27 protein-coding genes and 3 tRNA genes are annotated in these 26,696 nt (G+C 61.9%); 10 read left to right on the top strand and 20 right to left on the bottom strand.

The features are described from left to right. Positions 1-21 precede the first annotated feature (21 nt). The 5 genes from C9411_RS06700 to C9411_RS06680 form a co-directional block, all read right to left on the bottom strand. Entirely contained in the window at positions 22-183 is a 162-nt protein-coding gene (locus tag C9411_RS06700; RefSeq protein ID WP_004857650.1) for a DUF1328 domain-containing protein, read from the bottom strand. A gap of 160 nt (positions 184-343) precedes the next feature. Next, a complete protein-coding gene (gene osmY / locus C9411_RS06695; RefSeq protein WP_063991473.1) occupies positions 344-958 on the bottom strand; it encodes a molecular chaperone OsmY in 615 nt (204 codons plus the stop codon). Between the two features lie 517 nt (positions 959-1,475). Then, entirely contained in the window at positions 1,476-3,065 is a 1,590-nt protein-coding gene (gene prfC / locus C9411_RS06690) for a peptide chain release factor 3 (protein WP_063991474.1), read from the bottom strand. Between the two features lie 151 nt (positions 3,066-3,216). Beyond that, positions 3,217-3,660 carry a ribosomal protein S18-alanine N-acetyltransferase gene (rimI, locus tag C9411_RS06685; RefSeq protein WP_107226725.1) on the bottom strand — a complete coding sequence of 148 codons (444 nt, stop codon included), beginning with the start codon at positions 3,658-3,660 and terminating at the stop codon, positions 3,217-3,219. Then, positions 3,605-4,042 carry a DNA polymerase III subunit psi gene (locus C9411_RS06680; RefSeq protein ID WP_107226724.1) on the bottom strand — a complete coding sequence of 146 codons (438 nt, stop codon included), beginning with the start codon at positions 4,040-4,042 and terminating at the stop codon, positions 3,605-3,607. Before C9411_RS06680 ends, rimI begins: the two co-directional genes overlap by 56 nt. A 146-nt stretch (positions 4,043-4,188) precedes the next feature. On the opposite strand from C9411_RS06680, the gene rsmC reads away from it, so the two are divergent. Next, entirely contained in the window at positions 4,189-5,229 is a 1,041-nt protein-coding gene (rsmC, locus tag C9411_RS06675) for a 16S rRNA (guanine(1207)-N(2))-methyltransferase RsmC (RefSeq protein WP_107226723.1), read from the top strand. A 51-nt stretch (positions 5,230-5,280) separates the two neighbouring features. On the opposite strand, the gene C9411_RS06670 is transcribed toward rsmC, so the two are convergent. Further along, positions 5,281-6,273: an aldo/keto reductase gene (locus C9411_RS06670; protein WP_107226722.1), complete on the bottom strand. Its 993-nt coding sequence runs from the start codon at positions 6,271-6,273 to the stop codon at positions 5,281-5,283. A gap of 118 nt (positions 6,274-6,391) precedes the next feature. Between C9411_RS06670 and C9411_RS06665 the strand changes: the two genes are divergently transcribed. The 4 genes from C9411_RS06665 to C9411_RS06650 all read left to right on the top strand — a co-directional run bounded on the left by C9411_RS06665 (position 6,392) and on the right by C9411_RS06650 (position 7,747). After that, on the top strand, positions 6,392-7,336 hold the full coding sequence (locus tag C9411_RS06665; RefSeq protein WP_107226721.1) for a LysR family transcriptional regulator: 945 nt from the start codon (positions 6,392-6,394) through the stop codon (positions 7,334-7,336). Between the two features lie 72 nt (positions 7,337-7,408). Beyond that, positions 7,409-7,495, top strand: a tRNA-Leu gene (locus C9411_RS06660). Positions 7,496-7,531: 36 nt separating this feature from the next. After that, positions 7,532-7,618, top strand: a tRNA-Leu gene (locus C9411_RS06655). Positions 7,619-7,660: 42 nt separating this feature from the next. Continuing rightward, a tRNA-Leu gene (locus C9411_RS06650) sits at positions 7,661-7,747 on the top strand. A gap of 89 nt (positions 7,748-7,836) precedes the next feature. Here C9411_RS06650 and C9411_RS06645 read toward each other — a convergent pair. Then, on the bottom strand, positions 7,837-8,121 hold the full coding sequence (locus tag C9411_RS06645) for a DUF1435 domain-containing protein (protein ID WP_063991479.1): 285 nt from the start codon (positions 8,119-8,121) through the stop codon (positions 7,837-7,839). 442 nt (positions 8,122-8,563) lie between these two features. On the opposite strand from C9411_RS06645, the gene C9411_RS06640 reads away from it, so the two are divergent. Next, entirely contained in the window at positions 8,564-9,460 is an 897-nt protein-coding gene (locus C9411_RS06640; protein WP_369919392.1) for a GGDEF domain-containing protein, read from the top strand. Between the two features lie 37 nt (positions 9,461-9,497). Here the strand turns inward: C9411_RS06640 and C9411_RS06635 are convergent, their stop codons facing one another. After that, complete coding sequence (locus C9411_RS06635) at positions 9,498-10,094, bottom strand: TetR/AcrR family transcriptional regulator (RefSeq protein ID WP_107226720.1); 597 nt, start codon at positions 10,092-10,094, stop codon at positions 9,498-9,500. Positions 10,095-10,231: 137 nt separating this feature from the next. On the opposite strand from C9411_RS06635, the gene C9411_RS06630 reads away from it, so the two are divergent. After that, positions 10,232-11,428, top strand: a complete 1,197-nt coding sequence (locus tag C9411_RS06630; protein WP_107226719.1) for an MFS transporter — start codon at positions 10,232-10,234, stop codon at positions 11,426-11,428. A 10-nt stretch (positions 11,429-11,438) separates the two neighbouring features. On the opposite strand, the gene C9411_RS06625 is transcribed toward C9411_RS06630, so the two are convergent. Then, entirely contained in the window at positions 11,439-12,350 is a 912-nt protein-coding gene (locus C9411_RS06625; protein WP_063991483.1) for a LysR family transcriptional regulator, read from the bottom strand. A gap of 108 nt (positions 12,351-12,458) precedes the next feature. On the opposite strand from C9411_RS06625, the gene C9411_RS06620 reads away from it, so the two are divergent. Continuing rightward, complete coding sequence (locus C9411_RS06620; RefSeq protein WP_107226718.1) at positions 12,459-13,661, top strand: MFS transporter; 1,203 nt, start codon at positions 12,459-12,461, stop codon at positions 13,659-13,661. Between the two features lies 1 nt (position 13,662). Here the strand turns inward: C9411_RS06620 and fucP are convergent, their stop codons facing one another. From fucP to C9411_RS06585, 7 genes are read right to left on the bottom strand one after another with little or no spacing between them, the layout of a single operon-like run. After that, positions 13,663-14,892: an L-fucose:H+ symporter permease gene (fucP, locus tag C9411_RS06615; protein ID WP_033641777.1), complete on the bottom strand. Its 1,230-nt coding sequence runs from the start codon at positions 14,890-14,892 to the stop codon at positions 13,663-13,665. Positions 14,893-14,932: 40 nt separating this feature from the next. Continuing rightward, the gene (locus C9411_RS06610; protein ID WP_107226717.1) at positions 14,933-15,292 is read right to left on the bottom strand and encodes an L-rhamnose mutarotase; all 360 of its coding nucleotides are present in this window, start codon (positions 15,290-15,292) and stop codon (positions 14,933-14,935) included. Further along, entirely contained in the window at positions 15,289-16,065 is a 777-nt protein-coding gene (locus C9411_RS06605) for an SDR family oxidoreductase (protein ID WP_063991485.1), read from the bottom strand. Before C9411_RS06605 ends, C9411_RS06610 begins: the two co-directional genes overlap by 4 nt. Next, the gene (locus C9411_RS06600) at positions 16,043-16,906 is read right to left on the bottom strand and encodes an amidohydrolase (RefSeq protein WP_063991486.1); all 864 of its coding nucleotides are present in this window, start codon (positions 16,904-16,906) and stop codon (positions 16,043-16,045) included. The genes C9411_RS06605 and C9411_RS06600 overlap by 23 nt, the downstream gene beginning before the upstream one ends. Before the next feature lie 14 nt (positions 16,907-16,920). Next, positions 16,921-18,198, bottom strand: a complete 1,278-nt coding sequence (locus C9411_RS06595) for an L-fuconate dehydratase (protein WP_063991487.1) — start codon at positions 18,196-18,198, stop codon at positions 16,921-16,923. A 14-nt stretch (positions 18,199-18,212) separates the two neighbouring features. Then, positions 18,213-19,058 (bottom strand): fumarylacetoacetate hydrolase family protein, encoded by an 846-nt coding sequence (locus C9411_RS06590; RefSeq protein WP_063991488.1) that lies wholly within the window; start codon positions 19,056-19,058, stop codon positions 18,213-18,215. 25 nt (positions 19,059-19,083) lie between these two features. Further along, positions 19,084-19,824, bottom strand: a complete 741-nt coding sequence (locus tag C9411_RS06585) for an SDR family oxidoreductase (protein WP_063991489.1) — start codon at positions 19,822-19,824, stop codon at positions 19,084-19,086. 235 nt (positions 19,825-20,059) lie between these two features. Here C9411_RS06585 and C9411_RS06580 point away from each other — a divergent pair, with 235 nt between their 5' ends. Both C9411_RS06580 and ampH read left to right on the top strand, forming a co-directional pair. After that, entirely contained in the window at positions 20,060-20,818 is a 759-nt protein-coding gene (locus C9411_RS06580) for a FadR/GntR family transcriptional regulator (RefSeq protein ID WP_025305190.1), read from the top strand. A gap of 125 nt (positions 20,819-20,943) precedes the next feature. Next, a complete protein-coding gene (ampH, locus tag C9411_RS06575; RefSeq protein ID WP_063991490.1) occupies positions 20,944-22,086 on the top strand; it encodes a D-alanyl-D-alanine-carboxypeptidase/endopeptidase AmpH in 1,143 nt (380 codons plus the stop codon). 33 nt (positions 22,087-22,119) lie between these two features. Here ampH and hpaC read toward each other — a convergent pair whose 3' ends face one another. From hpaC to hpaX, 4 genes are all read right to left on the bottom strand, one after another. Next, positions 22,120-22,635: a 4-hydroxyphenylacetate 3-monooxygenase, reductase component gene (gene hpaC / locus C9411_RS06570; RefSeq protein ID WP_004933156.1), complete on the bottom strand. Its 516-nt coding sequence runs from the start codon at positions 22,633-22,635 to the stop codon at positions 22,120-22,122. Between the two features lie 16 nt (positions 22,636-22,651). Next, positions 22,652-24,214 (bottom strand): 4-hydroxyphenylacetate 3-monooxygenase, oxygenase component, encoded by a 1,563-nt coding sequence (gene hpaB, locus C9411_RS06565; RefSeq protein WP_033636988.1) that lies wholly within the window; start codon positions 24,212-24,214, stop codon positions 22,652-22,654. Positions 24,215-24,392: 178 nt separating this feature from the next. Continuing rightward, positions 24,393-25,289, bottom strand: a complete 897-nt coding sequence (hpaA, locus tag C9411_RS06560; RefSeq protein WP_107226716.1) for a 4-hydroxyphenylacetate catabolism regulatory protein HpaA — start codon at positions 25,287-25,289, stop codon at positions 24,393-24,395. Positions 25,290-25,323: 34 nt separating this feature from the next. Beyond that, positions 25,324-26,694: a 4-hydroxyphenylacetate permease gene (gene hpaX, locus C9411_RS06555; protein WP_063991491.1), complete on the bottom strand. Its 1,371-nt coding sequence runs from the start codon at positions 26,692-26,694 to the stop codon at positions 25,324-25,326. Positions 26,695-26,696 lie beyond the last annotated feature (2 nt).

Below are 26,696 nucleotides of genomic sequence, written 5' to 3'. Positions count from 1 at the left end.
TTGCAGGAAAAAGCCGGCCGGCTAAGGGCGCCGACGGCCGGTGAACAGGCTGACCAGGAACAGGATGATACCGACGACGAACACGATTTTAGCCGCCCAGGCAGCAGTGCCCGCCAACGAACCGAACCCTAACGCCGCAGCGATAAGCGCGATAACTAAAAAGATAATGCCCCAACGAAACATAAGCTTCTCCTTACCATTGTGAAAAATTCGCTGCTGCCTACCGCCCCGACAACGGAACGTCGGCGGCAAATCAGTTTCTTTTTTTGGTGGTACATGCCGGGCCGCCTTCACGGCCCGACAGATGTGGCTTGTTGTTGCTTGTTACGGGCGCCTGGCGGGGTTACTGCTTGACCACCAGGTCGTTTTTCACGCTTTTCACGCCGTCGATGGCCTTGGCGATGCTTTCCGCACGTTCAGACTGCGCCTGCGTTTTCACCTCACCGGACAGCTGCACCACGCCATCGGTGGTTTCCACTTTCACATTGCGCGACGGCACGATGTCATCGGCCAACAGCTTGGCTTTCAGCTCGCTGGTGGTGGCGGTGTCGCCGGCATACGATTTGATCGACTGGTTGGCTTCATCTTTCACGTGCAGCTTGTCGCTGACGGTCTTGACGCCTTCCACCTTACCGGCGACCGCGACCGCATGCTCCGCCTGCGCCTGGCTGCCGACGAACCCGCTCAGGATCACGGTGCCTTTTTCGGTCTTCACCGAAATGTCGGCGCTTTTGATGGTCTTATCTTCCACCAACGCACTTTTAACTTTAGCCGTTATCGCGCTGTCATCCATGTAACCATCAACTTTTTTCATGGAGCTATCGATTTTGGCACCGGCACTATCCGCGGCGTTAGACGCCTTGTTGAGCAGACTGTCTTCGGCCAGCGCACTGCCGCTTACCAAAACAGAACCCAATACGACAGCCATCAGCGAGTGTGCAAATTTGGTCTTTTTCATCGATCTCTTCCTTTTGTTGGGGGCCCGTAGCGCCAGAGCGCCGGAACCCTGCGGCCACCTTCACGCGGCCTTCTCGGTAAATACTTCATCATCGCTATACGATTAAGCGTTCACGACAGGAATATTGCAACAGCCGTGCCAACTCAAGAAATACCTTAATTATCAAAGATAAAAATATTTCAGTCGGATTTTTAATCAAAAAACTGTCGTCTATTGACGACAGGCTAAGTTACACAAAACTGAAATATAGCTATCTCATTGATATTTAAAGACACTGACTGTCTCCTATCGGCAACACATCAGAATAACTCACCAAACAAATAACGTATTACAGTGATTTACTCTCAAGCAATGTGCGGACATCTCGTTAAAGATAGACCATCAGACGGAAAACGCAGGCCGAACGAACATCGCCTGGCGATAGCGGTTCGCAGGATAAAATATGAGGAAGGTTTATTAATTAGCGCAGTGAGGATGGAGGAAACGTGCAGGGCGCACTGGGCGCCCTGCCGAGCAATCAGTGTTCGCGCGTCTTGCGGAAGGTCACGTCAGGATAGCGTTCCTGCGTCAGGTTGAGGTTCACCATGGTCGGCGCGATGTAGGACAGGTTGTCCCCACCGTCCAGCGCCAGGTTGAGCTCGTTCTTGCGCTTAAACTCTTCGAACTTCTTCACGTCGTCGCACTCGACCCAGCGCGCCGTCGACACGTTGACCGATTCATACAGCGCTTCCACGTTGTACTCGCTCTTCAAACGCGCCACCACCACGTCGAACTGCAGCACCCCGACCGCGCCGACGATCAGATCGTTATTGGCGATCGGACGGAACACCTGCACCGCGCCCTCTTCGGACAGCTGCACCAGCCCTTTCAGCAGCTGTTTCTGCTTCAGCGGATCGCGCAGGCGAATGCGGCGGAACAGTTCCGGCGCGAAGTTCGGGATACCGGTGAACTTCATGTCTTCACCCTGGGTGAAGGTATCGCCGATCTGAATGGTGCCGTGGTTGTGCAGGCCGATGATGTCGCCCGGATAGGCTTCTTCCACGTGCGAACGGTCGCCGGCCATAAAGGTCAGCGCGTCGGAGATCACCACGTCTTTGCCGGTGCGCACCTGGCGCAGCTTCATGCCCTTCTCGTAGCGGCCGGAAACCACGCGCATAAAGGCCACGCGGTCACGGTGTTTCGGATCCATGTTGGCCTGGATCTTGAACACGAAGCCGGTGAATTTCTCTTCCGCCGCCGTCACTTCGCGGGTATCGGTTTTGCGCGGCATCGGTGCCGGCGCCCAGGCCACCAGGCCGTCCAGCATGTGATCCACGCCGAAGTTACCGAGTGCGGTACCGAAGAATACCGGGGTCAGCTCACCGCTCAGGAAAGCTTCCTGATCGAACTCGTGGGAAGCGCCCTGCACCAGCTCCAGCTCATCGCGCAGCTGCGCCGCCAGATCTTCGCCTACCGCCGCATCCAGCTCCGGGTTGCTCAGGCCTTTGACGATGCGCACTTCCTGAATGGTGTGGCCTTTACCGGTCTGGTACAGGTAGGTTTCATCCTTGTACAGGTGGTAAACGCCCTTGAACAGTTTGCCGCAGCCGATCGGCCAGGTGATAGGCGAGCAGGCGATCTTCAGTTCGCGCTCGACTTCATCCATCACTTCCATCGGATCGCGGATGTCGCGGTCCAGTTTGTTCATGAAGGTCAGGATCGGCGTATCGCGCAGACGGGTCACTTCCATCAGCTTACGGGTACGATCCTCAACGCCCTTGGCGGCATCGATCACCATCAGACAGCAGTCGACGGCGGTCAGCGTACGATAAGTATCTTCGGAGAAGTCTTCGTGCCCCGGAGTATCCAGCAGGTTGACCAGACTGTCGCGGTACGGGAACTGCATCACGGAGGTGGTGATCGAGATCCCACGCTGCTTTTCCATTTCCATCCAGTCGGATTTGGCGTGCTGGCTGGAGCCGCGGCCTTTTACCGTACCGGCGGTCTGGATCGCCTGTCCGAACAGCAGCACTTTTTCGGTAATGGTGGTTTTACCGGCATCGGGGTGCGAGATGATGGCGAAAGTTCTTCTTTTAGAGACTTCGCGGGCAAATTCACTAGGAGACATGGTTTTCAGGTTCTACGGTTAGTCCGCCCTGCAACATCATCAGAACGCGCCGATCGCGGCGCCGGGCAAAGCGGTGAATAAAAGATAACAGCCGGGCATTTTCGCCGATTTGCCAACCGGTGACAATCAATGCTTTTTCCGGCCAGGCGGATTACGCCAGCGGCAGCGCCATCACGATCGCGTCTTCGCGGCCGTGGGCGCTCGGGTAATAATTGCGGCGCACGGTGACCTCGTTAAAACCGAGATCTTCATACAGCGCGATCGCCGCCTGGTTGGAAGCGCGAACCTCCAGCCACAGCGTGACTACGCCGCGGCTCTCCAGCTGTTCGATCACCGCGTTGAGCAGCAGGCGGCCAAAGCCCCGACGCTGGTACTGCGGATGAATAGCGATGTTGAACAGCGTGGCTTCGTCCAGCACGATCTGCGTGATGGCGAACCCCGCCATCTCCCCGTCGGCGTTCAGCTTCAGGTTAAGGTAGCGATCGCCCTGGTTGCTGGCGAAGGTGGTTTCCGTCCAGGGGAAAGCGTGGCTGGCTTGCTCAATGGTGAAGGCCGTGGCCAGATCGGCCGCCGTCAGGGTAGAAATCGTGTTCATGATGACAAATCTGCTGCCAGAGGGCACGTTTGGCCCCCGCGTCTTGGGAAAGCTCGGCCAACGCCGGGCTGTGTAGCTGCGCGCCGGCGACCGCAAGCGGCTCCGCCACGCCCAGCCGCCAACTGTTGCATGCGGTCTCTTCAGGCAGCATCGCCGCCTGTTCCGGCGTCAGGCTGTAAGTTTGCGCCGGCGTCAGCCCCAGGCTGCGCAGCACGTCGCAAAACAGCGGATCGTCGGGTGCGGGCAGCGTCTGTGCCACCACCAGCAGGCGCGCCTCGGGCGGCAGACTGACCGCCACTTCGCCCTGCAACACGCCCGGGCGGCGCAATGTCCACTGCGTAATACCCAGTTGTTGTAACAGCCAGTCGCGTTTTGATGCCATACCGATTCCTACCCGTTGTGGTGCGCCATGCCTGCCATGCGCCGCGCTATGCTAACAAACCCGCGCAGCCCGCGCCAACAAACCCGTCGAACATATCGCCACAAAGCTCTATAATCCCCGGTCTCATTTCCAGGAGCCAATATCTGATGTCTGCATTAACCCCCGCCAGTGAAGTCATGCTGCGCCACAGTGATGAATTTATCGAACGCCGCGTGCTGTTTGCCGGCGACCTGCAGGACAGCCTGCCGGCCCAATTCGAGGCCGCGGACGTGCGCGTCCACACTCAGCATTACCATCACTGGCAGTTACTGAACCGGACGATGGGCGATAACGTGCAGTTCGGTTTGACCGTCGATCCCGCTTTCGTCGCCGACTGCGACACGCTGGTTTACTACTGGCCGAAGAGCAAGCAGGAAGCGCAATTCCAGCTGTGCAACCTCCTGGCGCTGTTGCCGGTAGGCGTGGACGTGTTCGTGGTCGGTGAAAACCGCAGCGGCGTGCGCAGCGCCGAGCCAACGCTGGAAGGCCACGCCACGCTGGTGAAAATCGACAGCGCGCGCCGCTGTGGCCTGTATCACGGCCGCCTGGACGCGCAGACCGAATTCGACCTGAACGACTGGTGGGACAGCTATCAGCTGCACGATCTGGAAGTGAAAACGCTGCCGGGCGTGTTCAGCCGCGACGGCCTGGACGTCGGCAGCTCGCTGCTGCTATCGACGCTGGAAAAACACATGAAAGGCAAGGTGCTGGACATCGGCTGCGGCGCCGGCGTGATGGCCTCGGTGATGGCCAAGCTGTCGCCGAAGGTGAAACTGACCCTCAGCGACGTCAACGCCGCCGCGGTGGAATCCAGCCGCGCGACGCTGGCCGCCAACGGCATCGAAGGCGAAGTGATCGTCAGCAACGTTTACTCCGACATCACCGGTCGTTTCGACATGATCATCTCCAACCCGCCGTTCCACGACGGGCTGCAGACCAGCCTGACCGCCGCCGAAACCCTGATCCGCGGCGCGGTGAAACACCTGCCGATCGGCGGCCGGCTGCGCATCGTCGCCAACGCCTTCCTGCCGTACCCGGACATTCTGGACGCCACCTTCGGCAGCCACGAAGTGCTGGCGCAAAACGGCCGCTTCAAGGTGTACCAAGCCACCGTCGGCCGCCCGCCGCGCGCGCCGAAGAAAAAATAATTCGCCGTTGGCGGAAAAGGACAGAGCGCGGCCTGAGGCCGCGCTTTTTTTTTAACCGTTGATATAGGTCATCGACTCGGCGCCATAGCGTTCGCCGGCCGCCGCACTCAGCGGGAACACCGCTTCGATCGCAGCCAGTTCGGCCGCGCTCAGCGTTATCTCCGCCGCCGCGACGTTCTCTTCCAGATAGCGACGGCGTTTGGTGCCAGGGATCGGCACGATGTGCTCGCCCTGCGCCAACACCCAGGCCAGCGCCAGCTGTGAAGGCTTGACGCCCTTCTGCGCCGCCAGTTCGCCCACCTTCTCCACCAGCGCCAGGTTGCGGGCGAAGTTTTCCCCCTGGAAGCGCGGGTTGCCGCGGCGGAAATCGTCCTCGGCCAGATCCTCCGGCCGCCGGATAGCACCGGTAAGGAAACCGCGCCCTAACGGGCTGTAAGGCACAAAACCGATACCCAGGCGCTCACAGGCCGCCAGCACGCCCTGTTCGGCATCGCGCGTCCACAGCGAATACTCGGTCTGCAGCGCCGTGATCGGATGCACCTTGTGCGCCCGCTCCAGCGTGGCGACCGACGCCTCGCTCAGGCCGATATAGCGGATCTTGCCTTCGCGGATCAGATCCGCCATCGTGCCCACGACGTCTTCGATCGGCACCTGCGGATCGACCCGATGCTGATAATAAAGATCGATCTCCTCTACGCCCAAGCGCCTCAGGCTGCCCTCGACGGAGCGCCGGATATACTCGGGCCGGCTGCTGACGCCGCGCGCCGAAGGATCCGCCGGATCGCGCAGGATGCCGAACTTGGTGGCCAGGAACACCTGTTGCCGTTTGCCCTTGATCGCTTCCCCCACCAACTCTTCGTTGGTGTGGGGGCCATACATGTCGGCGGTGTCGAGCAGCGTGACGCCCAGCTCCAGCGCCCGGTGCAGCGTGGCGATGGCCTCCTGCCGATCGGCGCCGGTGGAGTAAAAGTCGCTCATGCCCATGCATCCCAGCCCCAGGGTGGAGACGACGGGACCGTGGGAACCCAGTTTACGATGTTGCATTGTGCTGCCCTCATGCGATGAATGGATAACGCAGCAAAGTCTGGTTGTTTGCGCTACAAAGATAAATAATGCAGATTGCACATCACTGTTCAAAAATCACCAACAATCCGGAGTGGACATGGATCAGGTTCAAGCCATGCGCATTTTTACCCGCATCGTCGAACTGGGCAGCTTCAGCCGGGCGGCCGAGCGTCTGCAGCTGCCGCGCGCCACGGTCAGCAACGCGCTGAAACGGCTGGAGCAGCGGCTGGGCGTGCGCCTGCTGATCCGCACCACCCGCCAGGTACAGGTGACCAGCGAAGGCAGCCTTTACTATCAACGCTGCGTACAGCTGCTGGGGGCGCTTGAGGAAGCGGACACGCTATTCAGCCACCATAAGCTGCAGCCGTCCGGCAAGGTGCGCATCGACATGCCCCATTCGCTGGCGCGCCAGATCGTCATTCCGGCGTTGGACGACTTTTACCGCCGCTATCCCGACATCACCCTGGCGCTGGGCGCCAACGACACCCACGTTGATCTGTTGCGCGAAGGCGTAGACTGCGTGCTGCGCGCCTGGGAAACCGAAGACGACAGCCTGGTGGCGCAGCGCATCGCCCAATTGCCGCAGGTCACCTGCGCTTCCCCCGCTTACCTGCAGGCCCACGGCACGCCGCTCGACATCGATAGCCTGGCGCCGCACCGCGCGGTGGGGTATTTTTCCCTGGCCAGCAACCGCGATTACCCACTGGAATTCTGCCGCGGCGGCAAAGTGGAGCTGCGCGAGCTGCCTGCCCGCCTGAGCGTCAGCGGTGCCGATGCCTACATCGCCGGCGCACGGGCCGGCATGGGATTGATTCAGGCGGCGCGCTATTCGCTTGCCCCCTGGCTGGAACGGGGCGAACTGGTGGAAGTGTTGGCAGGCACGCCGCCCCCGCCGATGCCGATTTACATCATGTATCCGCCCGGCCGTTTCCTGGCGCCACGGGTCAGGGTGTTGATTGATTGGCTGATTTGGCTGTTTGACCAGCAGAAAAGCGTCGATATGGCTGTTTTTCCAGCAAACGCCTGCAAAGCGGGGAAATAACTGTTGACGTGCCCGCCAAAATCTCTAGAATTCGCCTCCGTGGTAACGTTACTCCGGTAATGTTTCTGGTACGCGAAGGTGGCGGAATTGGTAGACGCGCTAGCTTCAGGTGTTAGTGTCCTTACGGACGTGAGGGTTCAAGTCCCTCTCTTCGCACCAAATAACCACATGATTTATATTGCACTCAGCATCGATGCGAAGGTGGCGGAATTGGTAGACGCGCTAGCTTCAGGTGTTAGTGTTCTTACGGACGTGAGGGTTCAAGTCCCTCTCTTCGCACCAAGCTGGCGACGTAATATAAATCAAAGCAACAACATCGACTGTGCGAAGGTGGCGGAATTGGTAGACGCGCTAGCTTCAGGTGTTAGTGTCCTTACGGACGTGAGGGTTCAAGTCCCTCTCTTCGCACCAATTGATGATCTCTCCGGTAGTTACTTCGAAAAAATCCCAACGCATTGATGATAAACACGCCTAAGCGTGGTTTTGCCGTTTCCGGCGTTTCACCCGAAGCTGAAGTTGAGGCTGATTGCCGCCAGGCCGCCCGCCAGCGCCATGCAGGAAGGCAGCAGCAGATAGTGGCGCAGCCGGCTGTTGAACAGCATCACCAGCGTCGCCAACATCGCTATCACAATCAGGGTGCGCAGCTGCATCATATCCAGATCGATCAAGGCCAGCAGCGGCATCAGCGCGCATGGCAGCAGAACGCCCCAGGCGCTGGCCAGGCGATCGCCGAGGCACCAGCTGACGCCCCACAGTCCACACGCGGCAATCATGGCAGTGAGCATGACAACCCCCTTAAGTGATAATGATAACCAATATCATATAACACTTTTTTGGCCGCCGCATCATTTTCACTGCAGTGACCAAACCCAGATGACACCAGCAGGAAAAAATGATAATTTGGCATAAGAAAATTCCTAGTCCTGTTTGCATGATAATAATCACAATCATCAACCATGCAACTTCCGTGGATATTTCGCGCCGAGGGAATGCTTCTCAACCTTAATTATTCGACAGTACGACTTTGCAAAGAGTGACCTCCGTATGAACGCCCGTTCTTATCAGGAATTACTGAACAGCAAGCAGCGCCTGGCATTATTTCTTTTTCTAATGATGAATGCCGCCTCTTCCATATTTACGTTATTGTTCCCTTTTAGGGATGTCCCTTCTTTTACTCTGCCTTTATTATGCATACCGTTATTTTGTCTGGCGGCGGCGCTATTTTCTCTGCACGCGCCGCGGCAATACCTGTGCAAACTCAACCTGTTCGCCAGCGTGCTCGGCCTGCTGTGGGCTGCACATATCTACGTTAAAAGTCAATATTGCCTGCCGAATAACCAAGATTTTTTATTAATTAGTTTGTTCAGCATCTTTTTTATCAGCGCTATTTCTCTGACGGATAACTTTACCGCCTTTTGTTTACACGCCGTGCCTTCCGCAATGATGATCCTGGCATTAGATGGCATGCATAATACCCTGCGGATATTATTCACCACGCTATTACCTATTATCGCTTTCTCCATTCATCACCTGATGTTGAAACGCAGTGAAATCTTTACCCACGCGCTGGTGGCCAACCTGTATAACGAACGGGACAAATTCAATAATTTGAGCATGCTCGATCCCCTGACCGGCCTTTATAACCGTCGCGGACTGGAGAATAAGATCAACATGCTGCTGGAACCGCAAACCGGCCGCCACTACGTGCTGCTGCTGGATATCGACCATTTCAAGGTCTACAACGACAGCTACGGCCACGCCATGGGCGACCGGGCGCTGGTGCAGGTGGCGATCGCCATCCGCGATGCGGTGCGTTCGCGCGACATCGTGGTGCGCTACGGCGGGGAAGAGTTTTTGGTGCTGCTGACCAACGTGCACGAAGGCTATGCGGCGCAGCTGGCCGAGCGGGTGCGCCAACGGGTGGCGGAACTGAATATCCCGCACGGCGCCAGCCCGCAGCACAGCGGCACGCTGACGCTCAGCGCCGGCATCTCCGCGCTGGAAAAGCTGGACGTCGAATCGGCGATCGGCGCGGCCGACGCTGCGCTCTATCATGCAAAAAACAACGGCCGCAACAATATTCAGCTGGCGCAAAACGTTCAGCCCGTCGTCATTCACCCTTAAGCCGCCGCCGAAACGGCGCGGCGGCCGCCAGTAAAACTTAAGCGGGGATGAAACGCAGCCCGTTCAGCAACAGGTTCAAACTGGCCAAGGCCTGCTCCAGCGCTGCGTCTTTTTCCGGGTGATGGGCGACCCACAGCGCGGCATCCATCAGGCCGCCATTGATCAAATGCGCCAGCGATTCCGGCTCGGCGACGGCGATGCGCCCTTGTACCATCAACGCCTGCAATGCGCCCGTCATCCAGACAATGCACGCCAGCTTACTGGCCTGCAGATACTCAGCCCCCAGTACCGAAGGTGAATCGCGCAGCAGAATGCGCTGCGCTTGCGGCTCCGTCATCATGATCAAATAACCGCGACAACGCGCCGCAAACGCCTCCCAGTCATCCGCCGCACTTGCGGTAATGTCGGCCAGACGCGCATCCATTTCAGCGTCAATCGCCTTCACCACCGCCAGGAACAACCCCTTTTTATCGCCAAAATGGTGATAGAGCGCGCCGCGCGTCATGCCGGCTTGCGCGGTAAGTTCATCCATCACCGTCTCGGCATACCCCACGCTACCAAACTGCTGACGGGCCGCCGCCACCAGCTTTTGTCGGGTTTCTTCAATCATTTCGGTGCGCGCTTTACGTGCCATGGGTCCACTCCCATCTCGTTATTGATGACGTTATAATTGACATACATGACGTATGTCAATTAACGTAACATACGTGGCGTATGTCAATGACGAACATTGAGCGAATACTGAGCCGCCAACATTCCGGAGCCCTATCCATGGCAAATCCTTATTTCAACCTGTTCAACGCCCCGGGCAGCAAGGCGTTTTCCTCCGCCGGGCTGATCGCGCGCCTGCCGGTCTCAATGACCGGCATCGGCATCATCACCATGCTCTCGCAGGTACGCGGCTCTTATTGGTTGGCGGGCGCGGTGGCGGCGACATTCGCCTTTTCCATGGCGCTGCTTGCGCCGCAAATCGCGCGCGCGGCGGATCGTCACGGCCAAAGCCGCGTGCTGCCGTATGCCACTGGAGTCAGCGCGATCGCCCTGCTACTGCTGCTGCTCTGCACCCACTATCGGGCGCCGGACTGGACGTTGTTCATCTTCGCCGCGCTCGCGGGCGGTATGCCCAGCATCTCCGCGATGGTCAGGGCCCGCTGGAGCGAAATTTATCGCGGCACGCCACAGCTGCACACGGCATTTTCATTCGAGTCCGTGTTAGACGAAGTGGCCTTTATCATCGGCCCACCGATCGCAGTGGGGCTTAGCGTTTCACTCTTCCCTGAAGCCGGCCCTCTGGTGGCCGCGCTGCTTCTGGTGGCAGGCGTTGCGGCATTCGCCTCGCAAAAAAGCACCCAGCCCCCGGTTTACACCCGCAATAACCAGCGGCAGCGCGCCATCCTGGCCATGCCGTCGATGCAGATCCTGGTGGTGGCGCTGATCGCCCTCGGCACCATCGTCGGCACCGTGGACGTCATCAGCGTGGCCTTCGCCGAGCAGCAAGGGCAACCGGCCGCCGCCAGCATCGTGCTATCGGTTTACGCGTTCGGCTCCTGCCTGGCCGGGCTGATGTTCGGCGCAATGAAGATCCCCATCCCCTTGCCTCGTCTGTTCTTATACGCGGCGCTCGCCACCGCCTTCACCACCTTGCCGCTGCTGTGGGTGCACAATGTCTTGACGCTGGCGGCGGCGATGTTTGTTGCCGGATTGTTTTTTGCGCCGACCATGATCATTGCCATGGGGCTGGTTGAAAACATCGTGCCGCCCTCCCGGCTGACGGAGGGGTTGACCTGGATGGTCACCGGTCTGGGGATAGGCGTGGCGCTCGGCGCCGCATTGGCGGGCCTGGCGATCGATGCCGCCGGGATAACGGCCGGTTTCAGCGTCACGCTCACCGCCGGACTGATCGTGCTGCTGGTGGCGGCCGGCGGCTACCGCTTAATGCGGCGAACGCTGGCCTTGAAAGCGGCGTGAATCGCCCGCGCTAAGCAGTTTCCCAAATCGCCTTGCCCTGCCAGCGCCGTTCGATCGCCGCCAGGAACAGTTTCACCTTGGGGGAGAGATGGCGCCGGCTGGGGTAGACGGCGCAGATCGGCGGCCCCGGGCGACAATAGCGCTCCAGCACCGGCACCAGCGTGCCGGCCGCAATCTGTTCGCCGACCAGAAACGCCCCCACCTGGCACAGGCCGGCCCCGGCGACAGCCGCATCCCGCAAGGCCTCGACGTTATTGAAACGCATCCGGCCACGCACCGGCCGTTCGTGCAGTTGGCCGTTGACCAAATAGCGCCAGGGCGCCGGCAGCCCCTGATGGCTGAAGACCAGCGTCTCGTGATCGCCCAGCGCCTCCGGTTTCGCAGGCGTACCGTGCCGCGCCAGATAATCCGGCGCCGCGCAGGTGATCAGGCGATGCGGCGCGAGCACCCGCCGCACCAGCCGGCTGTCGTCGCTGCCGCCGACGCGGACAGCCACGTCGATGCCGTCGCGCACCAGATCGCTGTACTCATCGGAGAAGCTGACGTCGGCGTCCACCTCCGGCCACTGCGCCAAAAACTCCCGCAGAATCGGCAAGATATGCAATCGCCCCAACGAGACCGGCAGATCCAGCCGCAGCCGCCCGCGCGGTGTTTGCCGCCGCGTATTCAGCGCCGTTTCCGCCTCTTCGGCCTGCGACAAGATGCGCTGCGCATACTCGTAAAACACCGCGCCATCTTCGGTCAGGCTGACGCTGCGCGTGGTGCGCTGCAGCAGCCGGGTGGCCAATCGCTCCTCCAACCGGTTCACGCATTTGCCCGCCGCCGATCGGGAAATGCCCAGCCTCTCGGCCGCCAGCGTGAAGCTGCAGGCGTCGGCGACGCGAATGAACACCAGCAAGTCGGTCAGATTATCCAACGGCATAGACGGTAAATTAGCCACGATGTGTCCCCAATGTTGCGCATTCAGACCAGTTTATCAGCCATTTTGGCGCGGATACACTGAGGCTCTTCATCTGTTGGGAGAGTCATTATGAGTGCCTTACACGCCGACGGCGGCGCAAAGCCCTGGCTGGCGACCTTCGCGATCGGCCTGTCCACCTTTACCGTCGTCACCGCAGAAATGCTGCCCGTCGGGCTGCTGACTCCGATCGTCAGCACCTTGAACGCATCGATAGGCCGCGCCGGGCTGCTGATTTCCCTGCCTGCCCTGTTTGCCGCGCTGTTCGCCCCGCTGGTGGTGCTGGGCGCCCGGCGCACGGATCGCCGCAGCCTGCTGATCGCCTTTCTGCTGCTGCTGATCGCCGCCAACCTGCTGGCCGCCGCCGCCACCTCCATGGCGCTGCTGTTCGCTGCGCGCATCCTGCTGGGTTTTTGCATCGGCGGCATCTGGGCCATCGCGGGTGGGCTGGCGGAACGTCTGGTGCCGCCGGCTTCCGTCGGATTGGCGCTGTCCGTCATCTTCGGCGGCGTAGCGGCGGCCTCGGTGTTCGGCGTGCCGCTCGGGGTGTTCCTCGGCGAAGCGCTGGGCTGGCGCATGGCGTTTCTGGCCGTCGCCGTCCTCGCGGCGCTGACCCTGCTCCTGCTGCTGTGCGTGCTGCCGCCGCTGCCGGTCACGCAGGCGATAAGCTGGCGGTCGTTCACCGCGCAGCGTGCGAATCGTCGGCTGCTGACCGGGCTGCTACTGACGTTTCTGCTGGTCGCCGGCCACTTTATGGCTTACACCTTTGTCCGCCCGCTGCTGCAGACGGTCGCCGGCATCGAGGGCCGCTGGGTGGGGCCGCTGCTGTTCGCCTACGGCGTCGCCGGTATCGCCGGGAATTTCATCGCCGGCCAGGCCGCCGCCAAACGGCTGCGCCGCACCCTGGCGCTGATCGCCCTCGGGCTGGTGCTCGCCGTCCTGCTGCTGCCGCTGCTGGGCCACGCCCCGATGAGCGGCGGCGCCTTCCTCCTGCTGTGGGGCATCGCCTATGGCGGCGTTTCCGTTTCGCTGATGGCGTGGATGCTCAAGGCGGCCCCTGGCGCGGTCGAGGTCGCCTCTTCGCTGTATATCGCGCTGTTTAATCTGGCGATTTCCTGCGGTTCACTGGCGGGCGGGCTGGTGGTGGACGCCGGAGGTTTGACGATAAACGGCGTGCTGTCCGGCATGGTGCTGCTGCTGGCGTTGGCGATCCTGATGCGAACGCGCCCGCAGGCGCTGACAACGGCGGCGAAGGCCGATTCGCCGCCGGGTTGAATCAGGCGCGGCGCTGCCGCAGGCCGTAAACCAGCACCACCGCGAAGCACAGCAGCGGCAGCAGATAAGAGAGCGCGGTGCTGTAACGGTCGGCCAGCGCGCCCATAAAGTACGGCATGATGGCGCCGCCGACGATCGCCATGATCATAAAGGAACTGGCGCGCTTGGTGTGTTTACCCAGGTTTTTCACCCCCAGGGCGAAAATGGTCGGGAACATGATCGACATAAAGAAGAATACCGCGATCAGCGCCACCACCGACACGCCGTCAACGCTCAGCATCACCACGCCGCACAGCGCGATGTTGATCAGCGCATAGGCCGCCAACAGCGTCGCCGGCTTGACTCGCCCCATCAGCCAGGTGCTGAAGAAGCGCCCGACCATAAAGCAAATCATGGCGATTGACAGCAGGTAAGAAGCGCTCTGGTTAGACACCTCGCGCCAGTGTTCGGTGGCGTAGTTGATGAAAAACGCCCCCACGCCCACCTGCGCCGCCACGTAAAAGAACTGCGTGATAACCCCGCCGACGAAATGCGGATGCTGCCACAATCCCTGCGCTATCACGCCGTGCACCGGTTTTTCCTCTTCGCGGATCGCCGGCAGCCGGGTGCGGCTGAACAACAGCGCGATCAGCAGCACCAGCACGGCGATCGCCACATAGGTCATCTTCACCGCGCTCTGATCGCCGCCGCCGGCGGACTGGCTGGCAGAGAAGAACAGCGTGCCGCCGATCAACGGGCCGATAAACTGCCCGAGGCCGTTGAACGACTGGGCCAGATTCAGCCGCCGTTCGGCGCCCTGCGCGTCGCCCAACACCGTGGCGTACGGGTTGGCGGCCGTTTCCAGGCAGCCCAAACCGCTGGCGATAACGAACAGCGCGAACAGGAACACGCCGAAGCTGTTGGCCGACGCCGCCGGCACGAACAGCAGCGCCCCCAGCGCATACAGGCACAGCCCGACCAGAATGCCCGCCTTATAGCCCTTGCGGTCCATAAAGTATCCGGCGGGCAGCGCCACCAGGAAATAGGCGCCGAAATAGGCCGCCTGCAACAAACCCGACTGCGCCTTGGTAACGTGCAACGTCTCCTGAAAATGTTTGTTTAATACGTCCAGCAGGCCATAGGACAGCCCCCACATAAAGAACAGGCTGGTGACCAGGATAAAGGCCCAGCGCAGATTGGCGGTCACGGCGACGCCCGGCTGCGCGGAGGCCGCACTTTTTTCAGCAAGCATGGTGATACCCTCGTATCGTCTGGCGATGATGATGTTGGCGTTATTGCTGTTGCAGAGAAAATATCCGCGCCATTTCCACCCATTTTTCGCCCTGCGGCGTCCAGGGGGTGGCGGCCTGGTAGTGCCACATCAGCGCTTCCCATCGCTGTACTTCGGGGTTGTTCAGGCTGGCGGCGTCAAAACGCGCGGCGTCGAAATCGGCGCTGACCTCCACGATCATGAACAGCCGGATGCCCAACCGGTAAATCTCCATGTCCAGAATGCCGTGCTCACGCAAATGCGCGGCGATGCCCGGCCAGATGCGCTGATGCTGCTGCTGGTACTCCGCAATCAGCGCCGGTGAGTCAATCAGATCGAGCGCCTGGCAGAAACGGCGCCGCCCTGCCGCCGCGCCGCTCACGTCAGCGCCCGATCGAGATGCAGGTAGCCGCCGTCCACCGACAGCCACTGCCCGGTGGTGTGCGACGACCGCGACGACAACAGGAACGCCACGGTATCGGCGATCTCCTGCGGCGTGGTCATGCGCTGCCCGAGCGGAATGCGCGCGGTGATTTTATCCATCTGCCGCTGCGGCTCGGCGAAGGTGTTGAGCCAGCGCTGGTACTGCGGGGTGATCACCTCCGCCGGCACCACCGCGTTCACCCGCACGCCGTCATGGCGCAGCGACACCGCCCATTCACGCGTCAGCGCCAGCACCGCGCCCTTGGCGGCGGTGTAACCGCTGGTGCCGCCCTGGCCGCTGAGTGCGGTCTTGGAGGCGATATTGACGATGGCGCCCCGGCTCTCCTGCAGCGCCGCCTGGCACAGGTGCGCCATCAGGTAGTAGTGCACCAGGTTCTTTTCCAACGAGCCGACGAACGCTTCGCGCCCCGCCTCCAGCCCGACGCCGTCGTTGACCCCGGCGTTGTTTACCAGTCCGTCAATACGGCCGAAGGTCGCCAGCGTCTGGCTGACCGCGCGGCGGCAGGCCGCCTCGTCGCACAATTCGGTGAGGATCACCTCGGTGCGCGGCTGCAGCCGCTGCAAATCGGCCAGCAGCGCCGCCTCCGGCGCGGCGTTGGTGACCAACACCGGGATCGCCCCTTCTTCGGCCAGCACATGAGCAATCGCCGCGCCGATGCCTGCACCACCGCCGGTGACCAGCACCACCTTATCTTGCAGATACAGATCCATAACCAGACTCCGTTAAACCGTAAATTCGCCAGGCGGTGTCGCCCCAAATCGCCGCCTGCTCGGCGGCCCCCAGCGTCAACAGCGCCCGTTCGCACAGTTGCACCACCTGGCGGTAGTCGCCGGCCAGCAGGCACACCGGCCAGTCGGAGCCGAACATCAGCCGCTGCGGGCCGAACGCCTCCAGCGCGGCGTCGAAGAACGGCAGCAGTTCTTCCGCCCGCCACCGGCCACCCGGCGCCTCGGTGATCAGCCCCGATAGCTTGCAGGCCACGTGCGGCAGCGCCGCCAGCGGCCGGATTTGCTGCGCCCAGTGCCGCGCGCCGCGCGCGATGTCCGGCTTGCCGAGATGATCCAACACCAGCCAGTGCTCATCGTGGCGGGCGGCGAACGCCGCCGCAGCCGCCAGATGCCGGTGCGTCACCAGGATCTCGTACACATACCCGGCGCGCTGCAGCGTTTGCATGCCGCGCCCCACTTCCGGCCGCGCCAGCCAGGCCGCCGGATCCGCTTCGTCCTGCACCTGATGGCGCACCCCGCGCAGCGCGGTATACGGCCGCAAAGTCTCCAGACGCTGCGCCAGCTGCGGCGCGGCGATATCCAGCCAGCCCACTACGCCGCATACGCCCTCGCCCTGTTCAGCCAGCGCCAGCAGGGCCAGCGTCTCGTCCTCGCTGGGGCGCGCCTGCACCGCCAGCGCGCCGTCGAAACCGTGTTCCTGCAACCGCGGCCGCAGCCGGGGCGGATCGAAATCCTGCCGCAGCACGCTCATCCGCTCGTCGATCCACGGGTAGTGCCGTGGGTGATAGCGCCAGTAGTGCTGGTGAGCGTCGATGCGCGGCACGCGATCCTCCCGCCTCACCCGCGGAACCGATACTGCGCGATCGACGACGGATGCATCTCGATCGAATAGCCGGGACGGCTCGGCGGCATGTAGGCCGCGCCTTTGATCACGCAGGGATCGACAAAGTGTTCATGCAGATGATCGACATACTCGATCACCCGGCCTTCGTGGGTGCCGGCAATGCACAGGTAGTCGATCATCGACAGGTGCTGCACGTACTCGCACAGCCCGACGCCGCCGGCGTGCGGGCAGACCGGCAGCTGGTATTTGGCCGCCATCAGCATCACCGCCAGCACTTCGTTGACGCCACCGAGGCGGCAGGCGTCGATCTGCACCACGTCTACCGCGCCGCGCATGATGAACTGCTTGAACATGATGCGGTTCTGGCACATCTCACCGGTGGCCACCTTGACCGGTGCCACCCCTTCGCGAATGCGGCGGTGCCCTTCCACGTCGTCCGGGCTGGTCGGCTCTTCGATAAACCAGGGTTTGGCGAACGCCAGATGCCTCACCCACGGAATGGCTTCATCCACCTCCCACACCTGGTTGGCGTCGATCATCAGCCGGCGATCCGGGCCGATCACCTCGCGGGCGATGCGCACCCGGCGAATGTCGTCTTCCAGATCGCGCCCGACCTTCAGCTTCAGGTAGGAGAAACCGGCGTCGACCGCTTCCTGGCACAGCCGGCGCAGCTTGTCGTCCGGATACCCCAGCCAGCCGGCGGAGGTGGTGTAACAGGGATAGCCCTCCTGCAGCAGCCGCGCCAGGCGCTCTTCTTTGCCCTCGGCCCGCTGCTTGAGCAGCGCCAGCGCTTCCTGCGGCGTGATGCAGTCGGTGATGTAACGGAAGTCGATGCAGCGCACCAGCTCCTCCGGCGTCATCTCCGCCACCAGCCGCCACACCGGCTTGCCGACCGATTTGGCCCACAGATCCCACACCGCGTTGACCACCGCGCCGGTCGCCAGGTGGATAGCGCCTTTGTCCGGCCCGATCCAGCGCAGCTGGCTGTCGCTGGTGAAGCGCCGCCAGAAGGCGCCCATGTCGGCGGCGATATCCTCCAGCCGCTCGCCGACGATCTGATGCTCCAGCGCGCGGATCGCCGCGCAGCAGATCTCGTTGCCGCGGCCGATGGTGAACGTCAGCCCGTGGCCGCTGAGATCCGCGCGATCGGTCTCCAGGATCACGTAGGCGGCGGAATAGTCGGGATCCGGATTCATGGCGTCGGATCCGTCCAGCCCCAGCGAGGTGGGGAAACGAATGTCTTCAACCCGCAGTGCGGTAATGGTGGTCATGGCGGCGCTCCCGGTTAGGCCTGTACGGTTTGCTGGCGCTGTTCGCCCAGCCCTTCGATGCCCAGACGCATCGTCTGGCCCGCCCGCAGGTAGATGGGCTGCGGTTTCTGCCCCATGCCGACGCCCGGCGGCGTGCCGGTGGAGATCACGTCGCCCGGCTGCAGGCTCATAAAGCGGCTGAGGTAGCTGACGATCTGCGGAATGCGGAAGATCATGGTGCTGGTGTTGCCGTCCTGATAGCGCTTGCCGTCCACCTCCAACCACAGGTTCAGGCTGTGCGGATCGGCGATCTCATCGGCGGTGACCAACCAGGGGCCGATCGGCCCGAAGGTGTCGCAGCCTTTGCCCTTGTCCCAGGTGCCGCCGCGCTCAATTTGATATTCGCGTTCTGAGACGTCGTTGATCACGCAGTAACCGGCGACGTGGCGCATCGCGTCTGCTTCGCTGATGTAGCGCCCGCCCTGGCCGATCACCACGCCCAGCTCCACTTCCCAGTCGGTTTTCTGCGAGCCGCGCGGGATCTCCACCCGATCGTGGGGGCCGACCACCGCGCTGGTCCATTTGTTGAACACCACCGGTTCTTCAGGAATGGCCGCACCGGTCTCCGCCGCATGATCGGCGTAGTTCAGGCCGATGCAGATAAACTTGCCGATGCCGCCGACGCAGGCGCCGAGGCGTGGCTGCCCCTCGACCAACGGCAGCGCGGCGCTGTCCAGCGCACGCAGTTTGGCGAGCGATGCCGGCAATAACGCGGCGCCCCCCACGTCGGCGATATGCTGCGACAGATCGCGCAGGCGGCCCTGCGCATCCAACATGCCGGGGCGCTCTTGCCCGGGTTGCCCGTAACGTAAAAGTTTCATGCCTTCCTCTCTCAAAAATGGCGGCTCAGTTGCTCCAGCCGCCGTCGATGATCTGCACCGTGCCGGTGGTGTACGAACTGGCGTCGGAGGCCAGATACAGCGCCAATTGGGCGATTTCCTCGGTGGTGCCGATGCGCCCGATCGGCTGACGGGCGACGAACGCCTGATACACCTCTTGCTCGCTGCGCCCCTGCTCGCGCGCCTGCTCGGCGATGCGCTGGCGCAGCGACGGCGACTCTACCGTGCCGGGGCAGATGGCGTTGCAGCGGATGCCCTGCGTGACGTAGTCCGCCGCCACCGAGCGCGTCAGGCCGATCACCGCCGCCTTGCTGGCGCTGTAAGCGAAGCGATTTGGCACCCCCTTCACGCTCGAGGCCACCGAGGACATGTTGATGATCGAGCCTTTGCCGCGCGCCAACATGCCCGGCAGGAAGGCGCGGATCATGCGGAACATCGCGGTGACGTTGAGATCGAGCGCGAACGCCCACTGCTCTTCGCTGCAATCGAGGATCGATCCGCTGTGCACCACGCCGGCGCAGTTGAACAGCACGTCGATCGGGCCGATCGCTTCCGCCGCCGCCGCGATGGCGGCCGGATCGGTGACGTTCAGCGTCAGCGCGCGGAGCCCGGCAGAGCCCTGCAGGCGCTCGAGATTGATATCGCTGGCGATCACTTCGGCGCCGGCGGCGGCGAACAGCCTGGCGGTGGTAAAACCGATCCCTTGCCCGGCGGCGGTGATCAGTACGCGTTTCCCGGTTAAATCCATCTTGACTCCTCGGCCTAAAGGTCTAATGGTCAGGCCACTAAAGGCGGTTAAAGGTCAGGCCTCTAACATGACAAAAGACGCTTTACGCGTTATCGTTGGGGGAAGAAGTTAATAAAACAGCCTTGAAACCGCATTTCAATTAACCATTTTTTTACACTTGAATAACGATTACTCAAGCGCCTTATCGCATAATTGTGCGCCAAATCACTGAACGCCGAATCGTCAAAGGTCAAAAATGCCGATTACCCGACTGGAAAACCCAAGGATTTACAGACAGATAGCTGACCAGCTCAAACGTCTTATCGAGAATAACGAATTTCCGCCGGGCAGCCGCCTGCCCTCGGAGCGGGATCTCGCCCAGCAGTTGCAGGTCAGTCGCGCGTCGGTGCGCGAGGCGCTTATCGCGCTGGAAGTGATCGGCCTGGTGGACGTCAAGGTCGGCAACGGGGTGATCGTGCGCTCGCCAACGCCGCTGGCGCCGTCGCAGGAGCCGGTGATGGCCCAGGCCGGCCGTAACCAGTGGGCGGAGATCGACGACGAACTGAACATCGAGCTGGATTTCAACGCCGAGCTGCCGCCGTTTTCTCTGCTGCAAACCCGTCTGCTGATCGAACCGGAGACCGCCGCGCTGGCCGCGCGCCACGCCACCGACGAAGAGCTGGCGGGCATCCGCGCCGCCTATGAGCAGAACTGCCGCGATAACCGCGCCGGTTCCGCCACCCACCCCGGCGATCGGCTGTTCCACATCCGCATCGCCCAGGCCAGCGGCAACCCGGCCTATGCATTCATCATCGGCCACCTGCTCGGCCACCGTTACGGCAGCATGTTCCGCGTGCTGCAGCGCCACTATACGCCGGATGACATGCCGCATCGTTCCGAGCTGGAACACCGGGCGATCCTGGCGGCGATCGAAGCGCGCGACGTGCGCGGCGCCCGCAAGGCGATGAAGGCGCACCTCGATGAAGTGATCGCCATTTTCGCCCGCGCGCAGTAGGCCGCCGGCGGTGAAAAATTTTATCGCCACCGCTCTTTTTTCTACATGCAGCCGGGGCCTGAGCGCATTACACTGGGCGACGAATAAGCCCTTTCCCCGCTGCATTGTTAAATGGATAACGACCGTTGAAGAACTCTGTCTCCGCTTTATTGCTGGCGCTGGGCCTGTGCGCCGCGCCGCTGGCCGTGCAGGCCGCGCCCCCGCAGCTGGCTTCGCAAATCGTCGACCAGTATGCCGAACATATTTTCTACAACAGCGGCGCCACCGGCATGGCGCTGGTGGTGATCGACGGCAATCAGGTGGTTAACCGCAGCTTTGGCGATACCAAACCCGGTAACAACCTGCGCCCGCGTCCGGATTCGCTGATTCGCATCGCCTCGATCACCAAGCTGATGACCAGCGAAGTGATGGTGAAAATGGCGGCGGCAGGCCAGGTCAAACTGACCGACCCGCTGCGCAAGTACGCCCCCAAAGGCGCCTATGTGCCGGCTTACAACGCCGGCCAACCGATCACCCTGCTGAACCTGGCGACGCACACCAGCGCGCTGCCGCGCGAGCAGCCGGGCAAAAAGCCGCCGAAGACGCCGGTGTTCACCTGGCCGACCAAGGCCCAGCGCTGGCAATGGCTGGCGCATGCCAACGTTACGGTGCCGCCGGGCGTACGCGCCGCCTACTCCAACCTGGCGTATGACCTGCTGGCCGACGCGCTGTCGCGCGCCGCGGGCAAGCCCTACAACGCGCTGCTGAAAGAGAAAATCACCGCGCCGCTCGGCATGGTCGACACCACGCTGACGCCGAGCCCTGAACAATGTTCGCGTCTGATGGTGGCGGCCGCCGGTCCGAGCGCCTGCCGCGACACCACCGCCGCGGCCGGCAGCGGCGGCGTCTACTCCACCCCGCGAGACATGCAGCGCTGGATGCAGCAGTTCCTCTCCTCCAGCGCCAGCGGCCCACGCAAAGCCACCGCCGCCAGTGAGCAAACCATGTACTTCCAGCGTCACGATCTGGTGTCGCTGAAGGGCATGGACGTGCCGGGGCAAGCGGATGCGTTGGGGTTGGGCTGGGTGTATATGGCGCCGAAGGACGGGCTGCCGGGCATCATTCAGAAGACCGGCGGCGGCGGCGGGTTCATTACCTACATGGCAATGATCCCGGCGAAAAACGTCGGGGTGTTCGTGGTGGTGACCCGCTCTGAGCTGAGCAAGTTCACCAACATGAGCGATCCGGTCAACCGCCTGGTGAGCGACCTGGCGACCAACAAGAGTTGAAACGTGGGGCGCAACAGGCTGCGCCCCAACGCCTCAGGCCGGCACCGCCATCTGGTGGATCACCGAATGGAAATTGCGCTTGAAGTAGATCAGCCCGTTACCGGCTTCACTCAGCGCGATCTGCTTGATCTGCACCAGGTACATCTGGTGGGTGCCAATGCTCTGGATCTGCTCGATCTCCCCTTCCAGGCTGGCCAGGGTATTGCGCAGCACCGGCTGCCCCAGCGCGCCGAGCTGCCACTCTTCCAGCCGGAAACGATCTTCCATGCTGACGCCGGTCATGCCGGCGAAGTGGCGCGCCATCAGCTCCTGCTCGTGGTTGAGCACGTTGACGCACAGCCTGCGGTTTTCCTGAAACACCGGGTTCATCGCGCTATTGCGGTTGATGCACACCAGCAGCGTCGGCGGCGTATCGGTTACCGAGCACACCGCCGTGGCGGTGATGCCGCAGCGCCCCGCCGGGCCGTCGGTGGTGACGATATTCACCGCCGCCGACAGGCTGGCCATGGCGTCGCGAAAGCGCAGACGCTGTTCATTTTCCTGAGACATACAACCTCCTCCTGAATTACTTCAGCAGATTATCCAACTGATTAATATCGTCATTGTTCCGCAAGTGCGGCACCTTCCAGCCGTGCTGATCGTAATCGGCCAGGCACTTGTCGACCATCTGCATCATGCGATCCATGTTGCCGGATCCCTGCGCGTGGCGCAGGCACTGCAGGCGGATCTCATCCTGACTGCCGGCGTAGTTGATCTCATACAGCTCGTGACGGCCGCCGAATTCGCTGCCGATCGCATCCCACATCAGCTTGAGGATCTTGATGCGTTCGACGTGATCCATACCGTCCGATCCGCGCACGTAGCGCGCCAGGTACTTGTCGATTTCTGGGTTGTTCATGTCGCGCACGCTGGACGGCAGGTAGATCAGGCCGCTGGTGACGTTCTTCTCGATGATGTGTTTCACCTTGGTGTAGGCCATCGGCGCCATCACGCGGTAGGTTTGCAGCGCGGCGGAATCCGGCAGGTAGGCGCCGTTTTCCCATTTTGTGGCTTCGGCGCACATCGCGTCGCTCAGCGACCAGAACAGGTTGCGCCAGGCCACCACTTCGCCCAGATCCGCCTGCACGCCGCGGAACTCCAGCACGCCGGTGCAAGAGAGGCTCTTTTGCAGCAGCGCGGTGATAAAGTCCATCTTCACCGCCAGGCGCACGCAGGCCTGCAGCGGGAACAGCCGGGCGAAACCGCCCTGGGTGCTCCAGCGGCGGCAGCGGTCGAAATCGCGGTAGATCAGCACGTTTTCCCACGGGATCAGCACATGATCCATAATCAGGATCGCGTCGTTCTCGTCGAAGCGGCTGGAGAGCGGGTAGTCGAACGGCGATCCGGTGGCGCCGGCCACCAGCTCGTAGGAGGCGCGCGAAATCAGCTTCACCCCTTCGGCGTCCATCGGTGCCACGAACATCAGCGCGAAGTCCGGGTTATCGCCCATCACCTGCGCCGAACCGAAGCCGATGAAGTTGTAGTGGGTCAACGCCGAGTTGGTGGCCACCACTTTGGCGCCGCTGACCACGATGCCGGCGTCGGTCTCTTTCTCCACCTGAATGTAAACGTCCTTCACCTCGTTGACCGGCTTGTGGCGGTCGATCGGCGGGTTGACGATGGCGTGGTTGAAATAGAGCCCGGTTTCCTGAATGCGTTTGTACCAGTGGCGCGCGTTGTCGGCGAACTGGCCGTAGAACTCCGGATAAGCGCCCAGCGCGCAGCCGAAGGCCGCCTTGTAGTCCGGCGTGCGTCCCATCCAGCCGTAGCTTTGGCGCGACCAGTCGGCGATGGCGTCGCGCTGCTGGCGCATCTCTTCCGGGCTGCGGGCATAGCGGAAGAACTTGTGGGTGTAGCCGCCGTTGCCGGTGTCGGTATTCCAACACAGGCGATCCTGGCTGGCCGGATCGTGCAGCGCGTCATACAGCTGGCCGACAGACGCCGCTGCGTTGCGGAACGCCGGGTGGGTGGTGACGTCTTTCACGCGCTCGCCGTAAATATAGATTTCGCGGCTGTCCTGCAAACTTTTCAGGTATTCAGCGCCGGTGAACGGGCGTTTGCTGTCGGCACGAAAGTCTTCTGGTTTCATCGGGTCTTCCTCGTCATCGGCATTTTTCAGGCCGTGGAGTCGGCCATTTGTTAAAATAATGTTTTCTTTTGGTTGCTTAATTGAAGCTGCCAAAGCCGGTTTCGAGAAGAGACTTTTGCGGCAATCGCCGGTACTTTTCAGGTCAGTTTGCCGCTTTCGCGGCAAACTGTGATCGCGGTTACGAAAGGGCGTGTTGCGCCGCGCGGTAGGTCGAGGGGGAACAGCCTTCCAGCCGATTGAAAAAACGGGCGAAATAGGCCGGATCCTTGAAGCCGAGGCTGTAGGCAGTTTCATGCACCGTACAGGCGCTGAACAGCAGCATGCGTTTGGCCTCGCGCAGCAGCCGATCGAAGATCAGCCGCTTGGGCGGCCGGTTGGCGAAGCGCCGGCACAGGTCGTTGAGCCGCGATTCTGTCACTCCCAGCGCCTGCGCATACTCCGGCACCGGCAGGTGTTCGCGAAAACGCTCGTCCACCATCTTGTTGAACCGCTGAAACAGCTGCAGTTCGCCGCGCACGCCGCTGTTGGCGCTGTCTTCCAGCGCGGTATTGCGCAGCAGCAGCGTGAACACCGCCTGCGCCAGCAGCGCCAGCGTCTGTTCGCGCCCGGCCAGGCTCTGGCCGAACTCGCGGCGGATCAGCGCCCAGTAGTGGCTGAGCGCCGTCAGCTCCTGCGGCGCGTCAGCCAGCGACAGGCAGATGCCCGGCATGTCCAGCGCCAGATTGCTGCCGGGATACAGGCGCTCCAGCAGCGGCCAAATCAGCTCCTGGCGCACCGTCAGCACATGGCCGTCGCTGTCCGGTTCGGTGAAGAACGCATGCGGCACCGACGGCGGCGTGAGGATGAACAGCGGCGCCTGCACCGAATAGTGCTGATCGTCGAGCTGCAGCTCTATCTTGCCGGTCTCCAGGAAATGCACCTGGAAGAAGCAGTCGTGCCAATGCACCTGCATGTCGCGGCCGAAGAATGCCGCCAGCCCGGCGAAGGTTTCGTAGTGCACCTCGTCGGCAGCGTAGCGCGCGTCATACTCTTTGCAAATATCGATGTTGGCGATAAAGCCGGTACTTTTCCGCACCTCATGACCTCCTGCAATCATGCCCACTTGCGCATCAAGGCGTCGCTCTCGGGCGCGAATCCTTCATCGGAATGCGCCACACCAACACGGCGCCGACGATCAACAGCGCCGAGACGAAATACAGCCCGGAGTTGAAGCTGCCGGTCAGATCCTTGAACCAGCCGATCAACAGCGGGCTGAGCGCCGATCCGATGTTGCCGGTGGCGTTGATCACCGCGATCCCCACCGCCCGCGCTTCCAGACTGATCGACTGATCCGGCGTGGTCCAGAAGATCGCCATGGCGGTAAAGGAGCCGACCGAGGCCATCACGATCCCGAGTAACTGGATCAGGCTGTGATCGGTGGCGGACGCCAGCAGCCAGCCGGCGGCGGCGAACAGGTACGGCAGCGCGGTGTGATGCTTGCGCTCCTGCAGCCTGTCGGATCGTTTACTCCACCACACCATGCCGGCGATGGTGCAGATCTGCGGGATCGCCGCCAGAATGCCGATCGTCACGTTGCTGCTGCCCTGGTTGAAGCTTTGCAGGATCTGCGGCGTCCAGATGTTGATCGCGCTCAGGGTGTTGGTCAGGCAGAAATAGGCCAGCGTATACATCAGCACGATCGGCGTGCAGATCTCACGCCACAGGCTGCGTTGCTGCAGCGCGCGGTGGCTGCTCGGCCCATTGGGTTGCACCAGCTGCAGCTTGTCGGCCTCCATCATCGCCTGCAGGCTGGTTTTTTCCTCGTCGGTCAGCCACTTGGCCTTGGCCGGCGTATCGTCGAGGTAGAACCACACCACCACGCCCAGCAGCACCGACGGAATGCCTTCCACCAGGAACAGCCACTGCCAGCCCTTCAGGTTCATCACCCCGTCCAGCGCCAGGATATAGCCGGAGACCAGCGAGCCGATCGCCATGGTCACCGGCATGGCGATCATGAACAATGCGTTGGCGCGGGCGCGATAAAACGCAGGGAACCAATAGGTGAGGTACACCAGAATGCCCGGCAGGAAACCGGCCTCGGTGATGCCGACGATCATGCGCAGCACGTACAGGCTGGTCGGCCCGGTGGCGAACATGGTGCAGGTGGAGGCGATGCCCCACAGCACCATGATGGTGGCGATCCAGCGCCGCGCGCCGACCCGGCTCAGCATCATGTTGCTCGGAATGCCGAAGATCACGTAGGTGACATAGAACAACGTCGCCGCCAGCCCGAACATGGTCGAGCTGAGGCCGAGATCTTTGCCCATCGTCAGCCCGGCGAAGCCGATGTTGATGCGATCGAGGAAAGAGAAAACAAACAACACGAACAGGAAAATGATCAGGCGCCGAAACAACTTTTTAATCACCGATTGCTCGGCGGCGGTTAACGCTTTATGTTGCTGCGCCGGGTTGGCCGGCGGCAGCGAATCGACGTGGTTCATGG

Origin of the sequence: Serratia sp. Nf2 (assembly GCF_003028435.1) — a bacterium.
GTDB classification, from domain to species: Bacteria; Pseudomonadota; Gammaproteobacteria; order Enterobacterales; family Enterobacteriaceae; genus Serratia; species Serratia marcescens_L.
Note: the sequence above shows the minus strand (reverse complement) of the source record. Positions and strands in the feature narration are given on the sequence as shown.